At 60.1% G+C, this 19,861-nt stretch carries 19 protein-coding genes and 4 tRNA genes; 12 read left to right on the top strand and 11 right to left on the bottom strand.

Translation table 11 applies throughout. The features are described 5' to 3' along the window. Positions 1 to 315: 315 nt before the first annotated feature. Positions 316 to 1,254, top strand: coding sequence for a D-alanyl-D-alanine endopeptidase (gene pbpG / locus AOC04_RS05310; protein ID WP_060691481.1), 939 nt, complete (start codon positions 316 to 318; stop codon positions 1,252 to 1,254). A 296-nt stretch (positions 1,255 to 1,550) separates the two neighbouring features. Here pbpG and AOC04_RS05305 read toward each other — a convergent pair whose 3' ends face one another. The 8 genes from AOC04_RS05305 to gltX all read right to left on the bottom strand — a co-directional run bounded on the left by AOC04_RS05305 (position 1,551) and on the right by gltX (position 6,065). Then, on the bottom strand, positions 1,551 to 2,003 hold the full coding sequence (locus AOC04_RS05305; RefSeq protein WP_060691480.1) for an Hsp20 family protein: 453 nt from the start codon (positions 2,001 to 2,003) through the stop codon (positions 1,551 to 1,553). 121 nt (positions 2,004 to 2,124) lie between these two features. Then, a complete protein-coding gene (locus AOC04_RS05300) occupies positions 2,125 to 3,084 on the bottom strand; it encodes a tRNA dihydrouridine synthase (protein WP_060691479.1) in 960 nt (319 codons plus the stop codon). Between the two features lie 73 nt (positions 3,085 to 3,157). Then, positions 3,158 to 3,592, bottom strand: coding sequence for an acyl-CoA thioesterase (locus AOC04_RS05295; protein WP_060691478.1), 435 nt, complete (start codon positions 3,590 to 3,592; stop codon positions 3,158 to 3,160). Between the two features lie 173 nt (positions 3,593 to 3,765). Next, positions 3,766 to 3,841, bottom strand: a tRNA-Glu gene (locus AOC04_RS05290). Between the two features lie 77 nt (positions 3,842 to 3,918). Further along, positions 3,919 to 3,994: transfer RNA gene (locus tag AOC04_RS05285), tRNA-Ala, on the bottom strand. Positions 3,995 to 4,044: 50 nt separating this feature from the next. Beyond that, positions 4,045 to 4,120: transfer RNA gene (locus AOC04_RS05280), tRNA-Glu, on the bottom strand. Between the two features lie 77 nt (positions 4,121 to 4,197). After that, positions 4,198 to 4,273, bottom strand: a tRNA-Ala gene (locus AOC04_RS05275). Positions 4,274 to 4,583: 310 nt separating this feature from the next. After that, positions 4,584 to 6,065, bottom strand: a complete 1,482-nt coding sequence (gltX, locus tag AOC04_RS05270; protein ID WP_060691477.1) for a glutamate--tRNA ligase — start codon at positions 6,063 to 6,065, stop codon at positions 4,584 to 4,586. A gap of 203 nt (positions 6,066 to 6,268) precedes the next feature. Between gltX and AOC04_RS05265 the strand changes: the two genes are divergently transcribed. From AOC04_RS05265 to AOC04_RS05215, 11 genes are all read left to right on the top strand, one after another. Continuing rightward, entirely contained in the window at positions 6,269 to 7,219 is a 951-nt protein-coding gene (locus AOC04_RS05265) for a 2-hydroxyacid dehydrogenase (protein ID WP_060691476.1), read from the top strand. A 21-nt stretch (positions 7,220 to 7,240) separates the two neighbouring features. After that, complete coding sequence (locus AOC04_RS05260) at positions 7,241 to 8,566, top strand: Nramp family divalent metal transporter (protein WP_060691475.1); 1,326 nt, start codon at positions 7,241 to 7,243, stop codon at positions 8,564 to 8,566. Positions 8,567 to 8,672: 106 nt separating this feature from the next. Then, positions 8,673 to 9,617: a siderophore-interacting protein gene (locus AOC04_RS05255; protein ID WP_060691474.1), complete on the top strand. Its 945-nt coding sequence runs from the start codon at positions 8,673 to 8,675 to the stop codon at positions 9,615 to 9,617. Between the two features lie 221 nt (positions 9,618 to 9,838). Further along, entirely contained in the window at positions 9,839 to 11,047 is a 1,209-nt protein-coding gene (locus tag AOC04_RS05250) for a PepSY-associated TM helix domain-containing protein (protein ID WP_060691473.1), read from the top strand. Continuing rightward, positions 11,044 to 11,586, top strand: a complete 543-nt coding sequence (locus AOC04_RS05245; protein WP_060691472.1) for a hypothetical protein — start codon at positions 11,044 to 11,046, stop codon at positions 11,584 to 11,586. The genes AOC04_RS05250 and AOC04_RS05245 overlap by 4 nt, the downstream gene beginning before the upstream one ends. 26 nt (positions 11,587 to 11,612) lie before the next feature. Further along, the gene (locus AOC04_RS05240; protein ID WP_418054945.1) at positions 11,613 to 11,918 is read left to right on the top strand and encodes a hypothetical protein; all 306 of its coding nucleotides are present in this window, start codon (positions 11,613 to 11,615) and stop codon (positions 11,916 to 11,918) included. Continuing rightward, positions 11,915 to 12,469 (top strand): DUF6162 family protein, encoded by a 555-nt coding sequence (locus AOC04_RS05235; RefSeq protein ID WP_060691470.1) that lies wholly within the window; start codon positions 11,915 to 11,917, stop codon positions 12,467 to 12,469. The genes AOC04_RS05240 and AOC04_RS05235 overlap by 4 nt, the downstream gene beginning before the upstream one ends. A 26-nt stretch (positions 12,470 to 12,495) precedes the next feature. Continuing rightward, positions 12,496 to 13,434, top strand: coding sequence for a metal ABC transporter substrate-binding protein (locus AOC04_RS05230; protein WP_060691469.1), 939 nt, complete (start codon positions 12,496 to 12,498; stop codon positions 13,432 to 13,434). Then, the gene (locus AOC04_RS05225) at positions 13,431 to 14,183 is read left to right on the top strand and encodes a metal ABC transporter ATP-binding protein (RefSeq protein WP_060691468.1); all 753 of its coding nucleotides are present in this window, start codon (positions 13,431 to 13,433) and stop codon (positions 14,181 to 14,183) included. The genes AOC04_RS05230 and AOC04_RS05225 overlap by 4 nt, the downstream gene beginning before the upstream one ends. Then, positions 14,183 to 15,082 (top strand): metal ABC transporter permease, encoded by a 900-nt coding sequence (locus AOC04_RS05220; protein WP_060691467.1) that lies wholly within the window; start codon positions 14,183 to 14,185, stop codon positions 15,080 to 15,082. Before AOC04_RS05225 ends, AOC04_RS05220 begins: the two co-directional genes overlap by 1 nt. Next, complete coding sequence (locus AOC04_RS05215) at positions 15,083 to 15,994, top strand: metal ABC transporter substrate-binding protein (protein WP_060691466.1); 912 nt, start codon at positions 15,083 to 15,085, stop codon at positions 15,992 to 15,994. 121 nt (positions 15,995 to 16,115) lie between these two features. On the opposite strand, the gene cycA is transcribed toward AOC04_RS05215, so the two are convergent. The 3 genes from cycA to AOC04_RS05200 form a co-directional block, all read right to left on the bottom strand. Next, the gene (gene cycA, locus AOC04_RS05210) at positions 16,116 to 17,522 is read right to left on the bottom strand and encodes a D-serine/D-alanine/glycine transporter (protein WP_060691465.1); all 1,407 of its coding nucleotides are present in this window, start codon (positions 17,520 to 17,522) and stop codon (positions 16,116 to 16,118) included. Positions 17,523 to 17,852: 330 nt separating this feature from the next. Then, entirely contained in the window at positions 17,853 to 19,178 is a 1,326-nt protein-coding gene (locus AOC04_RS05205; RefSeq protein ID WP_060691464.1) for an ATP-binding protein, read from the bottom strand. Next, positions 19,175 to 19,852: a response regulator gene (locus AOC04_RS05200; RefSeq protein ID WP_003447260.1), complete on the bottom strand. Its 678-nt coding sequence runs from the start codon at positions 19,850 to 19,852 to the stop codon at positions 19,175 to 19,177. Before AOC04_RS05200 ends, AOC04_RS05205 begins: the two co-directional genes overlap by 4 nt. Between the last annotated feature and the right edge of the window lie 9 nt (positions 19,853 to 19,861).

Below are 19,861 nucleotides of genomic sequence, written 5' to 3'. Positions count from 1 at the left end.
CAATTTCAAGGGCCGGCATTTTACACAATTGCCGGCCTCTTAAGTGCCTCAAGCGTGCCAAGGGCCGCCCGGACCCATTCACGTTCAGCCAGCGCACAGCTTGGGGCTGCTACCCTCGCCCGCGACAACCGACGCGATCGGCAGCCAACAGCGCGGGGCAAAGTCCGCGAATAACGATTTACCTGAAATACATGCGCCAAGCCCCTGCGAAATCAGGCATTTCAACGATTATTGATCCATACTCACGAAATGTAACGATACGTGTATAACAGCGTTACAGATCAGCACTCCCCAACCATCCTTGAGTCATTCTGCGTGAAAATTCATCTTTCGATTCTGAGCCTATTTTTAGTTCTTACAGGCACCGCCGCCCCTTCGATCGCCGCAGCGACCGAGGGCACTTCGGCTCCACGGGATACTTCACAACTGCACATCGCGTCAGGCAGCGCGATGCTGGTCGATTTGCAGACCAACAAGGTCATTTATTCCAGCAACCCCGATGTCATCGTCCCCATCGCGTCGGTCAGCAAGCTGATGACGGCCATGGTCGTACTCGATGCCAAGCAGTCGATGGATGAGTACATCTCGGTCAATATCAGCGACACCCCGGAAATGAAGGGCGTGTTCTCCCGGGTCAAGCTCGGTAGCGAGCTGTCGCGTCATGAAATGATGCTGATCACCCTGATGTCTTCGGAAAACCGTGCCGCCGCCAGCCTGGCGCACCACTATCCGGGCGGTTATGTGGCGTTTATCGCAGCGATGAATGCCAAGGCCAAAAGCCTGGGCATGATGAGCACCCATTACGTCGAGCCGACCGGCCTGTCGGTTCGTAACGTATCCACTGCACGCGACTTGAGCAAGTTGCTGGCCGCGGCACGGCACTACCCGATGCTGACTCAGTTGAGCACCACCAAAGAAAAGACCGTGGCGTTCCGCAAACCCAACTACACCCTGGGTTTTCACAACACCGATCACCTGGTCAATAAAGACAAATGGAATATCAAGCTGACCAAAACCGGCTTCACCAATCAGGCCGGACACTGTCTGGTACTGGTCACGGAAATGGGTAATCGCCCGGTTTCGCTGGTGATTCTGGACGCCTTCGGCAAATACACTCACTTTGCCGATGCCGGCCGTATTCGCAACTGGGTAGAAACCGGTAAAAGCGGCAGCGTTCCTGATGTGGCCCTGCGTTACAAAGCCGAGAAAAACCTCAAGCACTACCAGGGCAACGCGAATCAGGCCGCAAAGTAATCCGTGACAACCAGGCCCGCAACCCCGGGCCTGGCTCCGGCTTTATTCAATGCTTACTGACGCAAGTACAGGGCCCGATTGGCATCGAGCCGCAAACTTGCGATACCGCCGCATTGTTCAGACCTGTATTGATCCCGCTCGCCCGGTAAAAAAGCAGGCACCTGCCCCGGGGAGAGAGTCGGAACAAGTGCCTGCGTACTGCTCTTCAAGGCTGCCTGCCTGGCACGCCATGTGCGTCTATCCAAAACAAAGAACCCCGCCTTAAAGACGGGGTTCTTTGCTGGCGCATGCTCGGATCAGTTGTTCAGAGCTGCCTGCTGATCCCCATTGATAGGGATGCGTTTGGCTTTCGCCTCTTCGGGCACGACCCGCTGCAGGTCGATGCTGAGCAAACCGTTGTTCAAGTTTGCGCCCTTGATCTCGATATGGTCATCGAGACGGAAGGACAACTTGAATGCCCTTTGTGCGATGCCCTGATGCAAGAAGGTAACGCCCTCTTCGCTGGTGCTTTCACGTTTGCTGCCGCTCACGGTCAGCACGCCTTTCTCCACTTGCAGGTCCAGATCATCTTGCTGGAACCCCGCCGTTGCCACCACGATGCGATAGCTGTCTTCACCACGTTTTTCAACGTTGTAAGGTGGGTACCCGCCACTGGAATCATTGCGTAATGCGGTTTCAAACAAATCACTAAAACGGTCAAAGCCGACAGAATTACGGAACAGTGGCGCCATGGAAAGTGCAGTGCTCATAATTTCATCCTCCTGATTTCAGCGAGATTTTTTACGCGACCCGGTTTCGGCATCGCGTACCCCATAGATAGGGACCGTCAAACGCATTTCAAGAGTTTTTTTTGAATTTTTTTTGCCCGTTTCAGGCGGCGTCCGAAGGCGGGTTATTGACCAGATGCCTGACCTTTTCACAATCGGTTTCGCGGCGCATGGCATTGAACAGCACCATGGCTTCAGGGTAGTTGCGGGTCAGCATGGCCAGCCATTGCTTGAGCCGTCCCGGGGCCGAACGCGGGGTCAGTTGAGCTTCGGCCTGGGCCCAAAAGTCGCGGATCATGGGCTGCAGGTCGGCCCAGGTCATTTCGACCACTTCTTCACCGGCTTTTGCAGCGGCAATCTGCCGGGCTAGGTCAGGACGCGACACCAGCCCGCGACCGAGCATGATGTCTTCAGCCCCACTGATTTCGCGGCAACGGCGCCAGTCTTCAACCGACCAGATATCGCCATTGGCAAACACCGGCACCTTGACCGCGTCTTGCACCTGGGCGATGTATTCCCAGTGCGCAGGCGGCTTGTAGCCGTCCATCTTGGTCCGGGCATGCACCACGATCTGGCTGGCGCCCCCTTCGGCAAGGGCAATCGCACACTCATTGGCACTGTCGGGCGTGTCAAAACCCAGCCGCATCTTGGCCGTAACCGGGATATGCGCCGGCACGGTGCGCCGCACCTGCAACAAGATCGCATGCAGCAATTCGGGCTCTTTGAGCAACACAGCCCCGCCCCGGGACTTGTTCACGGTTTTGGCCGGGCAACCAAAATTGAGGTCAATCACCCCTGAGCCCAGCTCACAGGCCAATGCCGCGTTATCCGCCAGGCAGGCCGGATCAGAGCCCAGCAACTGCACGCGCAACGGCACACCGGCACGGGTTTTGGCGCCATGCTGGAGTTCAGGGGCGAACTTGTGGAAGTACGCCTCTGGCAATACACGTTCGGTGACCCGAATAAATTCGGTCACGCACCAATCAATACCGCCGGTGCGGGTCAGAACATCACGCAGGATGTTGTCGACCAACCCCTCCATCGGCGCCAAAGCAATTTGCATGGGTGACTCTCATAAAAAACGTGCGGCAGTTTACGGGGTTCCGGGGCCAACCGGTATCAGGCAGGCACCCTGGTCAGGCCGTTACGACAGCCGGGCCATAACCTTCCAGGAACTCGGGCGGCAGGCGCTTGGCCTTGCCAGTAGACAATTCGATGCAGACAAAGGTGGTTTGCGCACGCAGCAACGTCACGCCATCACAGGGGCGTACCAGCTGAAAGTGCCGGGTCATGCGCAGGCGCTTGTCACAATCAACAATCCAGGTCGCCAGTTGCAGCTCATCACCTTCATAGGCACTGGCCAGATAATCGATTTCATGGCGAGCCACAGCCATGGCCCGATCGAGGCGGCGATAGGCCGTCAGGTCCAGCCCGAGGCGCTGCGAATGCCGCCAGGCACAACGCTCAAGCCACACCACATAAGCCGCGTTATTGGCATGACCAAACCCGTCAATGTCTTCGGCCTGCACCTGCAGATCAATGATGAATGGCGTTGCCAAATCCCAACTCATGCCTTGCCTCCCCGAACTCGAATGAAGGCCGCAGTGTAACGCACCCGGTCTGTGCAAAGGCGCGGGTGGATACAGGCAAAGGGAAAAGATCGGAGGTTTGCCAAATCGCAGGCAAACAAAAGGGCCATTCAATAACCGAATGACCCTTATAAATCCCGCAGAGCGGGTAATCGTGGCGTCCCCTAGGGGACTCGAACCCCTGTTACCGCCGTGAAAGGGCGGTGTCCTAGGCCACTAGACGAAGGGGACACAAACCCTTCTAACAGTGATCACTGCTGAGCAATGATCGATTCAAGGACCGTGTGGCCAGACCTTGAACTGTAAATTGGTGGAGCTAAACGGGATCGAACCGTTGACCTCCTGCATGCCATGCAGGCGCTCTCCCAGCTGAGCTATAGCCCCGATTTATCGCCTGGCGGCGGAGCAACACTTGCGTGATGCTTCTGTAAAACTGGCGTCCCCTAGGGGACTCGAACCCCTGTTACCGCCGTGAAAGGGCGGTGTCCTAGGCCACTAGACGAAGGGGACACAAACCTTCTAACACTGACCAGCGCTGAGTGCTGATCGATTCAATGCCGGTGTGGCCAGGCATTGAACTGTAAATTTGGTGGAGCTAAACGGGATCGAACCGTTGACCTCCTGCATGCCATGCAGGCGCTCTCCCAGCTGAGCTATAGCCCCAGACAGTCACTGTTACGTGTTGCTGTGTGGACGGGGCGCATATTAAGACTGGATGGGTAGGCTGTCAAACTTATTTTCAAACTTTTTTAAAAAAATTTGCCGTGAGAACAACCACTTACCCTTCTGCCCCCGAAAACACGGGGTCTTGTTGGCGCACCCCCCCTAGCAGCTGCCACAGGATGCGTCCGATTGCGAAGCGAACGTAATTGCTGAACATACGGTTTCATACAAAAACCGATGGTTCTGACATTACGACAACCAAGTCGCCGGACGCAGCCTTCGGCAGCTGCTACGGGAGTATCAGTCTGGATCAGCCAATCGCGTTAAACAGCTTTTCCCACTCTTTGTTTTCTTTCTTCGACACACCACCCAGCAGGTCCAGCGCCTGACGCAGACGGAAGCGAGTCAGGTCCGGGCCCAGAATTTCCATGGCATCGAGCACCGACACAGAGCTGGCCTGGCCCGTGATCGAAGCAAACATCAGCGGCATCGCATCGCGCAGTTTCAGCCCCAGGGACTCAACCACCGTCTGGATACAGGCAGTGATCGGGTCCTTCTCCCACTGACGCAGGCTTTCGAGCTTCCACAGAATCAGCTGCATCAATTGGCGCACCTGTTCGTTGGACAGTTTCTTGTGCTCAAACAGCTTGGCATCCAGCTGCAAACCACCGGCGAAGAAGAAGCCGGCCAATGGGGCGATCTGGCTAAAGGTTTCGACACGGCCCTGAACCAGCGGCGCGATCTTCATCATGTACTCAGGATTCAACGCCCACTGCTGAACGCGGCTGGCGAACTCTTCCAAAGGCAGATCACGCAACCACTGACCGTTGAGCCAGGACAGCTTCTCGACATCAAAGATCGGCCCGCCCAGCGAAACGCGGGACAGATCGAAGTTATCAACCATTTCCTGCAACGAGAACTTCTCGCGCTCGTCCGGCATCGACCAGCCCATACGGCCCAGATAGTTGAGCATTGCTTCAGGCATGAAGCCCATGCGCTCGTAGAACGTCACCGAAGTCGGGTTCTTGCGCTTGGACAGCTTGCTCTTGTCCGGGTTGCGCAGCAGCGGCATGTAGCACAGCTGCGGTTGCTCCCAGCCAAAGTACTCGTACAGCAGGATCAGCTTGGGAGCCGATGGCAGCCATTCCTCACCGCGCAATACGTGGGTGATGCCCATCAGGTGATCGTCGACCACGTTCGCCAGGAAGTACGTCGGCAAACCGTCGGTCTTCATCAGTACCTGCATGTCCATGCGATCCCACGGGATCTCGACATCACCGCGCAGCAGATCCGGAACAACGCACACACCTTCAGTAGGCACTTTCATGCGGATAACATGCGGCTCGCCGGCAGCCAGGCGACGGGCAACTTCTTCTTTGGACAACAGTAACGCACGACCGTCGTAGCGCGGGGTTTCACCCTTGGCCATTTGCTCGGCGCGCATCTGGTCCAGTTCTTCGCTGGTGCAGAAACATGGAAAAGCATGGCCCATATCGACCAGTTGCTGGGTGTACTTCTGGTAAATCTCGCTGCGCTCGCTCTGCCGGTAAGGACCGTGCGGGCCACCCACGTCCGGGCCTTCGCTCCAGGTGATACCCAGCCAGCGCAAGGCGTCGTAGATCTGTTGCTCGGACTCGCGGGTCGAGCGCAACTGGTCGGTGTCTTCGATCCGCAGGATGAACTCGCCGCCATGCTGCTTGGCAAAGCAGTAGTTGAACAAAGCGATGTAAGCGGTGCCGACGTGGGGGTCGCCGGTAGGCGATGGCGCGATGCGCGTGCGAACGGTGGTCATGGGCGGTCTCGAAGTGGAGATAAAACAAAGGGCGAATGGTAACAGGCCGACCGTGCTTGGCTCCAGCACAGGACCGACCAGTGATCCCGCAGGGCTGAAAAAAGCGTCAATAGAGCCTTTGTATCGAATTGATACAGGGAAAAACATCCAGCAGGGGTGCTAATCTCGGCCCATTCCCGATCCCCCCTGGGCTGGAGACGTCTATGTCACGTGTTGTGCTGGTGCTGGTTGAAACGGTTAACGATTACCTGCCATTGCTCGAGCGCGAAGGTTTTGTGCTGATCCTGGCCCCCACGGCCGCCAGCCGTGCCGAAGCGATTGCCAGCCACGGCCAGCGAATCGATGCGGTATTAACCCGCGGCCCCCTGGGTTTGACTGGCGAAGAGATGGCCGCCCTGCCCTTGCTCAAGATCATCTGCGTGATCGGCGCAGGCTATGAGCAAGTGGACTTGCAGGCCGCCAGCAACCGCGGGATCACCGTAACCAACGGCGCCGGGGCCAATGCCTCGTCTGTGGCCGACCACGCCATGGCGCTCCTGCTGTCACTGGTGCGTGGCATTCCCCAGGCCGATGCCGGTATCCGTCGCGGCGAATGGAACAAGCTGCGCCTGCCGTCCCTGGCCGGCAAACGCATGGGCATCCTGGGCCTGGGTGCCGTTGGGCAGGCCATCGCCAAACGCGCCGCCAACGGCTTCGACATGAGCATCAGTTACCACAACCGCCAACCCCTGCCCGGCACAACCCACACCTGGTGTGCCAGCGCCACCGAACTGGCCGGCGCCGTGGACTTCCTGATCGTGGCCACCCCGGGCGGCGGCAGCACCCGGCATCTGGTCAACGGCCCGGTACTCGATGCCCTGGGGCCACATGGCTACGTGATCAATATCTCGCGCGGCAGCGTCATAGACACTGACGCCCTGATCGCAGCGCTCGCCAGTGGCCGGATCGCCGGCGCCGGGCTGGATGTATTCGATCACGAACCCCAGGTTCCGGATGCGCTCAAAACCCTCGGCAACGTGGTAATGACCCCGCACATGGGCGGTCAATCGCCAGAAGCCGCCCAAGGCACCGTGCAAATGGTGGTGAACAATCTGGTGGCCTATTTTTCCGGGCAACCGGTCCTGACCCCGGTGAGCTTGCCCGCTTCTCTTTAACCCTGACAACGGATCCCGCGCTTGAAATTCAGCCTGCCGAAAATCGCCACTGCGCCCTTCTGCCCTCCCGAAGTCAGCGGCACTGTCCCCGTCGACGCCAGTGCACCGTTCTGGAAGCGCGTGCTGCGCTTCGCCGGCCCCGGGCTGTTGATCAGCATCGGCTACATGGACCCGGGCAACTGGGCCACCGCCATCGAGGCCGGCTCGCGTTACGGCTACAACTTGCTGTTCGTGGTGTTGCTTGCCAGCCTTGCGGGCATGGCCGTGCAATGCCTGTGCTCGCGACTGGGCATCGCCACCGGCCGCGACCTGGCCCAACTGTGCCGCGAACGCTACAGCAAGCGTTCGGCACGGACACAATGGGTACTGGCAGAAATCTCGATCATCGCCACCGACCTGGCCGAAGTGCTCGGCTGTGCGCTGGCCTTCCACTTGCTGCTGGGCTGCTCGATGACCTTCGGCATCGCCCTCACCGCCTTCGACACTCTGTTGATCCTGGCCCTGCAAGGCAAAGGCTTCCGCCGCCTGGAAGCCATCATGCTGGTACTGGTGATGACCATTGGCGTGTGCTTTTTTGTCGAACTGGTGCTGATCAAGCCTTACTGGCCGGATGTTTTCGAAGGTTTCAAACCGTCCCTGTCAGCCATCAGTGAGGCAGCGCCGCTATACATTGCGATAGGCATCATTGGCGCCACCGTCATGCCGCACAACCTGTACCTGCACAGCTCCATCGTGCAGACACGCCTGACGGGCACCGATTACGCCAGCAAACTGGACGCCGTACGCCTGTCGCGCATCGACACCATCGGCTCACTGGCCCTGGCACTGCTGGTCAACGCCGCCATTCTGATCCTGGCCGCAGCGGCCTTTCACCAAACCGGCCACAGCGATGTGGTGGAGATCCAGGACGCCTACCGCATGCTCGACCCACTGGTGGGCGGCGCCATGGCCAGCGTCCTGTTCGGCGTGGCGTTGCTGGCCTCCGGGCAAAGTTCGACCTTCACCGGCACCATCGCCGGCCAGGTCATCATGGAAGGGTATCTGGACTTGCGGATCCCCTGCTGGCAGCGCCGTCTGATCACCCGCGGTCTGGCACTGATCCCGGCGTTTCTAGGAGTCTGGCTAATGGGAGACGATGCGGTGGGCAAGCTGCTGATCCTCAGCCAAGTGGTGCTCAGCCTGCAATTGCCCTTTGCCCTGTACCCGCTGATCCGCATGACCGGCGACCGCAAACTCATGGGCCCGTTCGCCAACCGCCTGCCGACACGACTGCTGGCCTGGTTCCTGTTTGCCGTGATCAGTTGCGCCAACATCTGGCTGATCGCACAACTCACCTTCGGGGCTTGAACAGCCCTCCTCATCGCGGGCTTGCCCGCGATGCAGGCAACAGCCTGTAAATTAAGCGCAGCACGCGTCGTTCTATCTAATGACTCCTGCTTATTTAGGTGCTGCCATGTCCGTCGCCACCACGCTGGTGCAAGCCCTGGGCAAACAACCCAGTAAACCGGCCGGTTACCAGCTGTTCGATATCCGGCTCAAGCACAGCATTGCCTTGAGCCCGTCACTGATGCGCTTTGTGTTCAGCGGCAGTGACGTAGGGTTGATGCGCACACTGGGGCCGGATCAGCGAGTCAAACTGTTCTTCCCCGCAGCCAATGGCACTGCCCCCAATCTGCCCAAGCAAGGCGACTGGCAAGCAGCACGGCGCAACTTGAGTCCCGACCTCGCAGTACCCATGCGCACCTACACCATTCGCAATCTGCGCCCACAAACCTGCGAGCTGGACATCGACTTTGTGCTGCACGGTGAAAGCGGCCCCGCGTCGCGCTGGGCCGCCCACGCCAAACCGGGCGACCGCCTGCAAATCGTGGCCCCCGATGCTGCGTTTGACGCCGACCCGGGCGGCTATGAGTGGCTGCCACCAGACGGCGTGCGCCAGGTGCTGTTGATCGGCGACGAAACCGCCCTGCCGGCCATTGCCGCAATTCTCGAACAACTCGCCCTGCACCCGGACCCGCCCAGGGTGCAAGCCTTTATCGAAGTCCCCGAGGAATCGGACTGCCTACCCCTGGTCTGTGGCCATAGTGCCAAAGTTCACTGGCTGCCCCGCGCCAGCCTGGGCAAGCAGCACGGCGACGGCATGACCCTGGCCGCCCGCGAGCTCGCGAGCCTGCCGCTGATCAGAACACAACCCGCGGGCGAACTCGAAGAGCCCGATCTGACCCGCCAGCTCCTGTGGGAACGGGCCAGCGCCAAACAGAGCGAGTTTTATGCCTGGGTCGCCGGTGAATCGGCAGCCGTGATGACGATCCGGCGGTTTTTCATTAATGAATGCGGGCTGGATCGCAAGGCCCTGACCTTGATGGGTTACTGGAAACTCGGACGCTCCCTGGATTAACCCCCCAAATACCTGCAGGAGCGAGCTGGCTCGCGAGCTCTTTAGTGGCATTTGAAAAGCTCGCGAGCAAACTCGCGCCTACAGAAGAGGGGACAAACCACAGAAATATTTTATTACAACTCCGGCTTCGGGTATTGCGCATCTCATCCGTCCTACATGGATAAGCAATCGCTTCTCAATGGCGATTACACACCCGCTCAGCCGCGAGTTTGCCGTTCCCCATGTCCAAAAAGTCCCGTTCAAAGCTCTGGTTCCTGGTCCACAGTTGGCTAACGCTGCCCATCTGGTTTTTTGTGCTGATTGTCTGTGTCACCGGAACCCTGGCCGTGGTCAGCCAGGAGATTGTGTGGCTGGCCACCCCTCAAGCCCGCGCCACCCAACCGTCGGATGACGCGCCGCTGCTCACTTATGAGCAGGTGCTCAGCGCGATTCACACAGCCGAACCCAAACTGGCAGTGCAGTCGATCAGCCGCCCCGACGAGTCGCATTTTGCGCTGGTCGCCGATGTGGTTTACCCCGACGGGCGCTCGCCTTCGCTCTATATCAACCCGTACACCGGGGCGATACAGGGTGAAAGCCCGAGCTTTAACTTCAAGCAATTCACCCGCGCCTTGCACGGCTGGTGGCTGGTGCCGTTTACCAATGGCTACAGCTGGGGCTGGTATCTGGTGTCATTCCTGGGCTTGCCACTGCTGGCGTCGCTGGTGACCGGGCTGGTGGTCTATAAGAAATTCTGGAAAGGCTTTTTCAAACCCAACCTGCGCCTCAAGCACGGGGCGCGGATTTTCTGGGGCGACTTCCATCGCCTGTGCGGCATCTGGTCGATCTGGTTTATTGCGGTGATTTCCATCACCGGCCTGTGGTTTCTGATTCAGGCCTTTATGTTTGATAACCAGATTTCAATCTCCACAGAAGGCATCCCGCCGGTAGTGGCGCGCCAGGATGTGCCGATCATGGCCAACGGTCAGCCCGCGCCGCAGATCAGCCTCGACCAGGCAGTGAAGATTGCCGCCCAGAAGATTCCCGGCCTCGAAGCCAGCTTTGTCAGCCTGCCCGGCAATGCCTACGGCCACATCGAAGTGGGCGGCCCGGGCTGGTACCCGCTGCTGTTCCAGACCGCCGAAATCAACCCGTACAACGGCGCGATTGAAGGCTCGCGGATGATCGCCGACCGCTCCGGCCTGGAGCTGGTGACCGAGTCGATGCGCCCGCTGCACACCGGCGACTTCGGCGGCCTGTGGGTCAAGCTGATCTGGTTCTTCTTCGGCCTGGTCCTGAGCATGATGGTGTTGAGCGGCCTGCTGATCTGGACCAAACGTACCGCACTGGCCACCGCCAACGCCCTTAAACGCAGCCATAAATCCGCGCGCCCGGCAGCAAGCCTGGCCACCAGCCCTCGTAAAAAACAACCTGCAGAGGCCAATGCATGAGCAAGGCAGTGACTGCACAGCCCCCTTCCACCCTGAGCCGGCTGTGGCACAAATGGCGCTTTCACATAAACATCCTGCTGCTGTTGGTGCCGCTGGGATTTATGCCCAAGTACTTTGCCGATGCGTCGCTGTTTCGCGGTGACAGCGGGCTGGGCGAGCGCGACGTGGGCACGGTGCAGGTCGGGCCGTGGAGCCTGCAACTGGCTGAACTGCGCAACGAAGGCCCGCGACCGGATGGCCCGGCAGGCTACATGAAGAGCTTCAACGCGGCGCTGAGCGACAGCTCCATCGATCAGGTCAAGGCCGCTTACCTGCGCATTGGCAAGCCACGCAGCCTGCGGGCCGCCGGGGTGATTTTTTTCGGTACGCCGTATCGCATGGGCGCCACGCTGCCGATCCCCGAGCGCACCAAAGCCGACGCCGACCTGTGGATCACCCTTGAAGGGTGGGACGGCTCGATGCATCAGGCGTCCATTCCCCTGAGTCAGGCTTCACCGGCCACCGTGGCCTGGCTGGCCCAACGAGGTGCTAAACAATGAATTCGCGACTGTTTAAACATCCGGTCATGGCCGCAGGGTTGATGGCGTTACTGGGCCTGAGCGGTCAGGCCCTGGCCCACAACCCGATGTGCGAGTGCAAGAGCGTCAAAGACGGGCAAATCCGCTGTACCGGCGGGTTTTCCGATGGCAGCGGCGCCCCGGGGGTCACCCTGGACGTGATCGGCTACGACGAAACCATCCTGGTACCGGGCAAGCTGGGGGCGGACTCAAGCATGACCTTCAAGCGCCCTGATGCCGAATTTTACGTGCTGTTCGACGCCGGCCCCGGTCACATCGTTGAAATCGATCAAGCCGACATCGAGGCCCCATGACCACTCAAGTCGTACGCCCCGCCGGTGCCGGGCATGAAACGCTGTACGTGTTGCTGTTGTGCCTGCTGATTCTGGCCGTCGCCGGATCCGTGGTGGCCTGGCGTCATGAGTCACAGGAAATGACTTCAGTGGCCGCCCATCAGCTGGATGCACGGCGCGATCTGAACGCCGCCGAACAAGGCCTCTACGCCGACCTGCGAGTGACGCTGGACGAGATCCTGCTGCTCAAAGAAGAGTCCGGCGCCTTGCCCCTGCCCGCGCACCTGGCCGACGAAGGCTTTGCACCTTTTGCCATCGATGCCAGCTCCGTCAGCCGTGGCAGCCACGCCTGGCAATTGCTGGGGGGCCAGGCCTATCTGGGCATCAGCGCGGCCCCTGAGGTGGCGGGCTCGTTCCTGATGCGTATCGGCGCGCAGCCGGATGTGTGGCTCAACCGCAACCCCGGCCCCAGCGCCCCGGCCGACTTCAGCGATGCTGCGCTCAATCAGAACGGGTGGCAGCAAGTGATCGCGCAATTCGATGCCGGGGTTACTCGCCAGCATCGGCATTGAACCCACCGTTTTACCTGAGGCTCGACATGTCCACTTCATCTGTTTTGCGCCGCCGCGGCCTGCTGCTCGCCGGCCTGTTGGCGTTTTGCCTTGCTCCTCTGGCTTGGGCCGACGCTCCTGCTCCACTGGCCAAGCCGCTGCGTATCGGCATCACCCTGCACCCTTATTACAGCTACGTGGCCAATATCGTCGGCGACAAGGCCGAAGTGGTGCCGCTGATCCCGGCCGGTTTCAATCCCCATGCCTATGAGCCCCGCGCCGAAGACATCAAGCGCATCGGCACGCTGGATGTAATAGTGCTCAATGGCGTGGGCCATGATGACTTTGCCGACCGCATGATTGAAGCCAGCGAGAAGCCGCAGATCGCGGTCATCGAAGCCAATCAGAACGTGCCGCTGCTGGCAGCTACCGGCAATGCCGCCCGGGGTGCGGGCAAGGTGGTCAACCCCCATACTTTCCTCTCGATCAGCGCCTCTATTGCCCAGGTCAATAACATCGCCCGTGAACTGGGCAAGCTCGACCCGGTCAACGCCAAAACCTACACCGCCAATGCCCGCGCCTACGGCAAACGCCTGCGCCAGATGCGCGCTGCCGCGCTGGCCAAGCTGACCGAGGCGCCCAACGCGGACTTGCGGGTGGCCACGGTACACGCCGCCTATGACTACCTGCTGCGCGAGTTCGGCCTCGAAGTCACCGCCGTGGTGGAGCCGGCGCATGGCATCGAGCCAAGCCCCAGCCAGTTGAAGAAAACCATCGATCAACTGCGGGAACTGGATGTGAAAGTGATCTTCTCCGAGATGGATTTCCCCTCGAGCTATGTCGACACCATTCAACGCGAGTCCGGGGTCAAGCTGTACCCGCTGTCGCACATTTCCTATGGTGACTACAGCGCCGACAAGTATGAAAAAGAAATGACCGGCAACCTCGACACCGTGGTCAGGGCCATTCAGGAGGCCGGAGCATGAGCGCCGCTGAACACCTGAGCGTTACGGCCACGGGGCCCGGAGTCGAGTTTGATCAGGTGTCCCTGACCCTGGGTCGCACCCTGATTCTCGACCACGTCAGTTTCAGCATTCGCCCCGGCAGTGTGCATGCACTGGTCGGCCCCAACGGCGGCGGCAAAAGCTCGCTGATCAAAACCCTGCTGGGGCAAATGCCGCATCAGGGTCGTCTGTGCCTGAACTGGCCCGCAGAGCCGGGGGTGATCGGCTACGTGCCCCAGGCCCTGGAGTTTGATCGCGGCCTGCCGATGACCGTCGACGACTTTATGGCAGCCATGTGCCAGCGCCGGCCGGCCTTTATGGGGCTGTCGCGCAAGGTCGCCCCGGCCATTGGCGAGGCGCTGGAACGGGTGGGCATGCAGGACAAGCGCAAGCGGCGCATGGGCGCGTTGTCGGGCGGTGAGCGCCAGCGCGTGTTGCTGGCCCAGGGCTTGATTCCGGCTGCGCAATTGCTGGTTCTGGATGAGCCGATGTCGGCGCTGGATGAAGCCGGGGCCCAGGTATTTGAACGCTTGCTGGCGCACTGGCACGCGAACGCAGTGACAGTGGTCTGGATCGAGCACGACCTGGCCGCCGTCAAGCGCCTGGCCGAACGCGTCACCGGGCTCAATCGCCAGGTGCTGTTCGACGGCCCGCCAGAGCAGACCCTCAGCCCGGAGCGGTTGCTGAATCTGTTTTCGACCCATCCCAAGACTCGCGGGAGTGTTGCCTGATGAGCTATGAAGCGTTCCGTCTGATGGTCCAGGGCTGGGCCTCGGCCGGCTACCTGCCGGAAATCCTGGCTTATGGCTTTGTGGTCAACGCGGTGCTTGCCGGGTTATTGATCGGCCCTGTGCTGGGCGGCCTGGGCACCCTGGTGGTGGTCAAGCGTTTCGCCTTTTTCTCCGAAGCCGTCGGGCATGCCGCGCTGACGGGCGTGGCCATCGGCATTTTGCTCGGCGAACCCTACACCGGCCCTTATGGCAGCCTGTTCGGCTATTGCCTGTTGTTCGGCATTTCACTCAATTACCTGCGCAACCGAACGGGCCTGGCCCCGGACACCCTGATCGGCGTGTTCCTGTCCGTGTCGCTGGCACTGGGCGCCAGCCTGCTGCTGATTCTGGCGGGCAAGATCAACGTGCACATCCTTGAAAACGTACTGTTCGGCTCAGTATTGACGGTCAACGGAAACGACCTGCTGGTACTGGCGATCGTCGGCACACTGGTGCTTGGCCTGAGTCTGCCGCTGTACAACCGCATCATGCTCGCCAGCTTCAACCCGCAACTGGCTGCCGTGCGCGGGGTCGCGGTCAAGACCCTGGACTACCTGTTCGTGATTCTGGTGACCCTGATTACCGTAGCGGCGGTCAAGGTGATCGGAGCCATTCTGGTGGGCGCCCTGCTGGTGATTCCGGCGGCGGCGGCACGCTTGCTCAGCCAGTCGCTCAAAGGCTTTTTCTGGATTTCGGTATTGATCGCAACGGTCAGCACCTTGTGCGGAATCTTGCTGCCTATCGTGTTCGACCTGCCCATTCCGTCCGGCGCGGCAATCATTCTGGTGGCCGGTATCGCTTTCGCCCTCGCAGCCATCGCCCGTGGCGTGGTACCCAGCCTGAAAGGGAATATTGGATAAATGTTTACTCTACGCAAACTGACTCTGGCACTGGCCATCGCCGGCCTGCTCAGCACCCTGCTGCAGGCGGCCGACACGGCTGGCGGTGCACCGCTGCGAATCCTCGCCAGCCTGCCGATTACTTACGGCCTGGGCCAGTTGCTGGTCAAAGACAGCAACGTCACCCTGGAGCGGGCCGCCGCAGCCAATCTGCCCGGCAGTCGGCAAAGTGCTTACTTCAGTGGTCGCGGCGCACCGGCCCTGCAGCAGCTGGCGGTCAATGCCGATGCAGTGATCGGTCTGCGCTCGGTGTGGCGCGACGACCCGCTCTACCCGATGGCGCGGCGCAGCAATATCCGTATCGTCGAAGTCGACGCCGCGCGCCCGGTGGACGGCAGCTTGCCGGGCATCGCGCTGCAGCCGGGCAATCACCCCGACGGGCTGAACAGCCAGCCCTGGCTGGCCAGTAACAATATGGGGCGCATGGCTGACGTGATTGCGGCGGACCTGGTGCGCCTGGCACCGTCCGCCAAAACGCAGATTGAAGCCAACCTTGCCAACCTCAAGCAGCGACTGCTCAAACTCAGTGCTGACAGCGAGGCCAGGCTGGCCGGGGCTGACAACCTGACGGTGGTGAGCTTGTCGGACCGACTGGATTACTTGACCGGCGGCCTGAACCTGGAGCGGGTCGAGGTACAGCACAAAGGCGATGAGCCATGGACGCCCCAGGCACTAAAGGCCTTGAGCCAGACCCTGAAGGACAATGACGTAGCCTTGGTGCTGGATCATCGCCCACCGTGCGCAGCGTTGCAGGCAGCGGTGACTGAAGGCGGCAGCGAACTGGTGGTAGTCAGCGCCGATGGCGCCGACCCGGTGACGGCACTGCAAAGCACTGTCGACGCGATTGTGAAAGTGCTGACCACGGCCACGTAACCCTTGTAGTCGCTGTCGAGGAACGAGGCTGCGATCGGGCAATGCCCGCAAAACCTGAGCACTCATTTTTACGACTGCTGCGCACCCGATCGCAGCCTCGTTCCTTGTCAGCGACTACACGTTAGCGGTCGTGGGCCAACATCTTGTTGCGGCGTACTGAACGGTAGGCCAGGCCCAGCACCACGAACCAGACCGGCACCAGGTACAGCGCCTGACGGGTATCGTCCTCCAGGGCAAGCAATACCAGGATGAAGACAAAGAAGGTCAGGCAAACCCAGACCATGACCTTGCCACCCGGCATTTTGTAGTGCGATGCCTGGTGCAGGTGATCGCTTTTTTTGCGATACGCCAGGTAGGACAGCAGGATCATCGTCCACACAAACATGAACAGGGTCGCCGAGACAGTGGTGATCAGGGTGAATGCATCCATCAGGTTCGGCACCAGATAAATCACCAGCGCACCCGCCAACAGACAGATGCAGGAAAAGATCAGGCCGTTGGAGGGCACTGCGCGCCGGGAAAGGATCTTGAACTTGCGCGGGGCTTCGCCCTCCAGTGCCAGGCCGAACAGCATCCGGCTGGTGGAGAACACGCCGCTGTTGGCCGATGAGGCCGCAGAGGTCAGTACCACAAAGTTGATGATGCCTGCGGCAGCCGGCAGACCGGCAAGCATGAAGAGTTCGACGAAGGGGCTTTTGTTGGCGACTACATCGCGCCATGGAGTAACGGCCAGGATCGCAATCAACGCGAACACATAAAACATGATGATGCGCAGCGGGATTGAATTGATCGCCCGTGGCAAATTGCGTTCCGGGTTCTTGGTTTCGGCAGCGGTTGTACCTACCAGCTCAATGCCGACAAAGGCAAAGACAGCAATTTGAAAGCCGGCGAAGAAGCCCATCAAGCCATGGGGGAACATGCCGCCGTCATTCCACAGGTTGGCCACCGAAGCCGTGTTGCCGGTCGGCGACTGAAAAGCGGTAACCACCATGTAGAGGCCGGTACAGACCAACGCGCAAATAGCCACGATCTTGATCATGGCGAACCAGAACTCCAGCTCACCGAACATTTTCACCGTGATCAGATTCAGCGACAGCAGTAAGGCCACACAAGCAATTGCAGGCAACCACAGGGGGATGTCGGGGAACCAGAACTGGGTGTAGCCGGAGATGGCGATGACATCGGCAATGCCTGTCACGATCCAGCAAAACCAGTATGTCCAGCCGGTAAAGTAGCCAGCTCTGGGGCCCAGCAGGTCAGCTGAAAAATCTATGAAAGACTTGTAATTGAGGTTGGATAAAAGCAATTCGCCCATGGCGCGCATGACGAAAAACAGCATGAAACCGATGATCATGTAGACAAAGATGATCGAGGGACCGGCGAGGCTGATGGTTTTGCCCGAGCCCATGAACAGGCCCGTACCGATGGCTCCGCCAATGGCGATCAGTTGAATGTGACGATTGGACAGACTGCGTTTGAGCTCTGGTTCTTCCCCGTCAGGTCGGTGATCAAGCGTTGAATCCTTCATTATTTTTCTACCTTGAGTTCTTGGTCTTTTACGGGGTCCGCAAACCGGATAAACACGGCGTTTATCGGCCAGGAAAAAGGGAAAACAGTACGCTTTTGCAGCGCCGAAAATACTGCACAAGCCCCTGTTAAAGCGCTGTTGCGGGTGTTTATTGGAGGGGGGGATCGTTCCAGAAAAATCGCTGAGCGACAAGATTCAGATCAATAAAACCGTTGAAAAAAAGCCAGCCCCTTACCGTGTGGGAGCTGGCTTGCCAGCGATGGGGTCAACTGGCACGTTCAGATAGTCCGAGGCGCCAGTATCGGTGGCAAGCCAGCTCCCATAGACAGGTCACGCGGTTTGCAATGGCATGCGCAGTTCAACCCGCAAACCGTCGGCCCGACTATCAAAACTCAGGTCGCCGCCACAACGCTCGACTATCGCTTGCACGATGGCCAGGCCCAGGCCGCAGCCATTGCTGTTGCCATTGCGCCAGAAGCGCTGGGTCATGTGCTGCAGGGTTTCTGGCGGGATGCCCGGGCCGTGGTCGCGCACCACAAAATGCACGTAAGGGCCTTCAACCCGCAGCGACAATTCAACCTGGGTATCAGCCGGGGTATGGCGCAGGGCGTTATCCAGCAAATTGCGCAGTGCGGCAATCGCCAGTACCGAAGGCACTTGCAGTGCAGTGCCCGGCAGCCCTTCAGGCAGTTGCAGGTCAATGCGCTCAGCCGCGCCACTCGCCGCATCATGGATCGCCAGCCGTGCCACTTGCTCGGCCGAACACTGCACGCCGTCATCGAAGGACAGGCTGCCCTCCACCCGCGCCAGCAACAGCAACTGTTCGAGAGTGCGATGCAAGCGGTCAGCCGCGGTTTCAGCGTGGGCCAGGGACTGCTCACGCGCGGCGCCATCGGTCATGCGCGCCACCTGCAGGTGGGTTTTGATCGCCGTCAGGGGGCTGCGCAGTTCATGGGCGGCATCACCTGTGAGGCGCCGCTCACGCTCAATGGCTTTGGCGATGCGTGCAAATAACTGGTTCTGGGAGTCGAGCAGCGGTTTCAGTTCGCTGGGCAGCGGTTCTATCTGCAAGGGTTGCAGCGAATCGGCATCGCGCCGCATCAGGGCGGCACGCATGCGCTGCAGTGGCGCCAGCCCCTGGCCGATGCCCAGCCACAACAGCAGCAGGCACACCATCAACGCCATGCCCACCGGCACCGAAGCCGCGAGCAATACCGAGAGGTTCAGCGCTTCGCGCTCAACCTGGCGGTCCGCGGTGGTGATCCGCACATCGCCGCGATCCAGGGTGAAGGTGCGCCAGGTGGCGCCATCGATGGTCTGATCATGAAAACCGGCCGCCGCGGACTGCATCGGCTGGTCCGGATTGTTGTGACTGCGGGCCAGAATCTCGCCGCGCAAAGAACTGACCTGGCAGGCCATGCCGCCTGGGATGGTCAGTTGTTCGGCACTGAAATGGGTCCCCTCGCCCTTGACCGGCAATTGCGGCAACTGCTCCAGCAGCCCGGCCACCATCCGCGCCGAAGCCACCAGTCGTTGATCAAGGGAGAACATCATTTGCTGGCGCAGATCGCTGAGCATCCAGGCTGCGGCCAGGGCCCAGACCAGCACGAACGCCGAGCCGATGGTCAGGCTCAAACGCAGTCGCATGCTCATCATGGCTGCCCGACACCGTCGGCCGGGCCCAGGCGATAGCCCAGACCACGAACGGTTTCAACGATGCCATTGCCCAGCTTTCGGCGCAGGTGATGGATATGCACGTTCAAGGCATTGCTCTCCAGTTCGTCGCCAAAGCCATAGATGCTGTCCTTGAGTTGCTCGCTGGACAGGACCCGGCCACGGTTGTGCAGCAAGGCTTGCAACAGCGCCTGCTCGCGACGCGAAAGGTCCACCGGCTGACCGGCAAGCAGGGTCACGCGGCTGCTGGGGTCATAGCTCAACTGACCATGCTCGATCAGATTGACGCTGCGCCCGGCCACCCGGCGTAACAGGGTGTGCAAACGGGCTGCGAGCTCGCGCAGATCAAAGGGTTTAAGCAGGTAATCATCGGCTCCGGCTTGCAGGCCATCGACCCGGTCCGTCACCGAGTCGCGCGCGGTAAGCACCAATACCGGCAGCTCGAAGCCTTGCTGACGCAACTGTTGCAGCAGCTTGAGGCCGTCTTCATCCGGCAGGCCAAGATCGAGCACCATCACATCGAACTCTGCCACTTTGAGCATGGCCCTGGCCGCTGCGGCCGTGCCGACGTGTTCCACCGTCAGGCCTTGAGCCGTGAGCCCTGCCACAATGCCGCTGGCAATCAGTTCGTCGTCTTCGCAAACCAGTACATGCATGCTGATACC

Source organism: Pseudomonas versuta (assembly GCF_001294575.1).
Classification (GTDB): domain Bacteria; phylum Pseudomonadota; class Gammaproteobacteria; order Pseudomonadales; family Pseudomonadaceae; genus Aquipseudomonas; species Aquipseudomonas versuta.
Note: the sequence above shows the minus strand (reverse complement) of the source record. Positions and strands in the feature narration are given on the sequence as shown.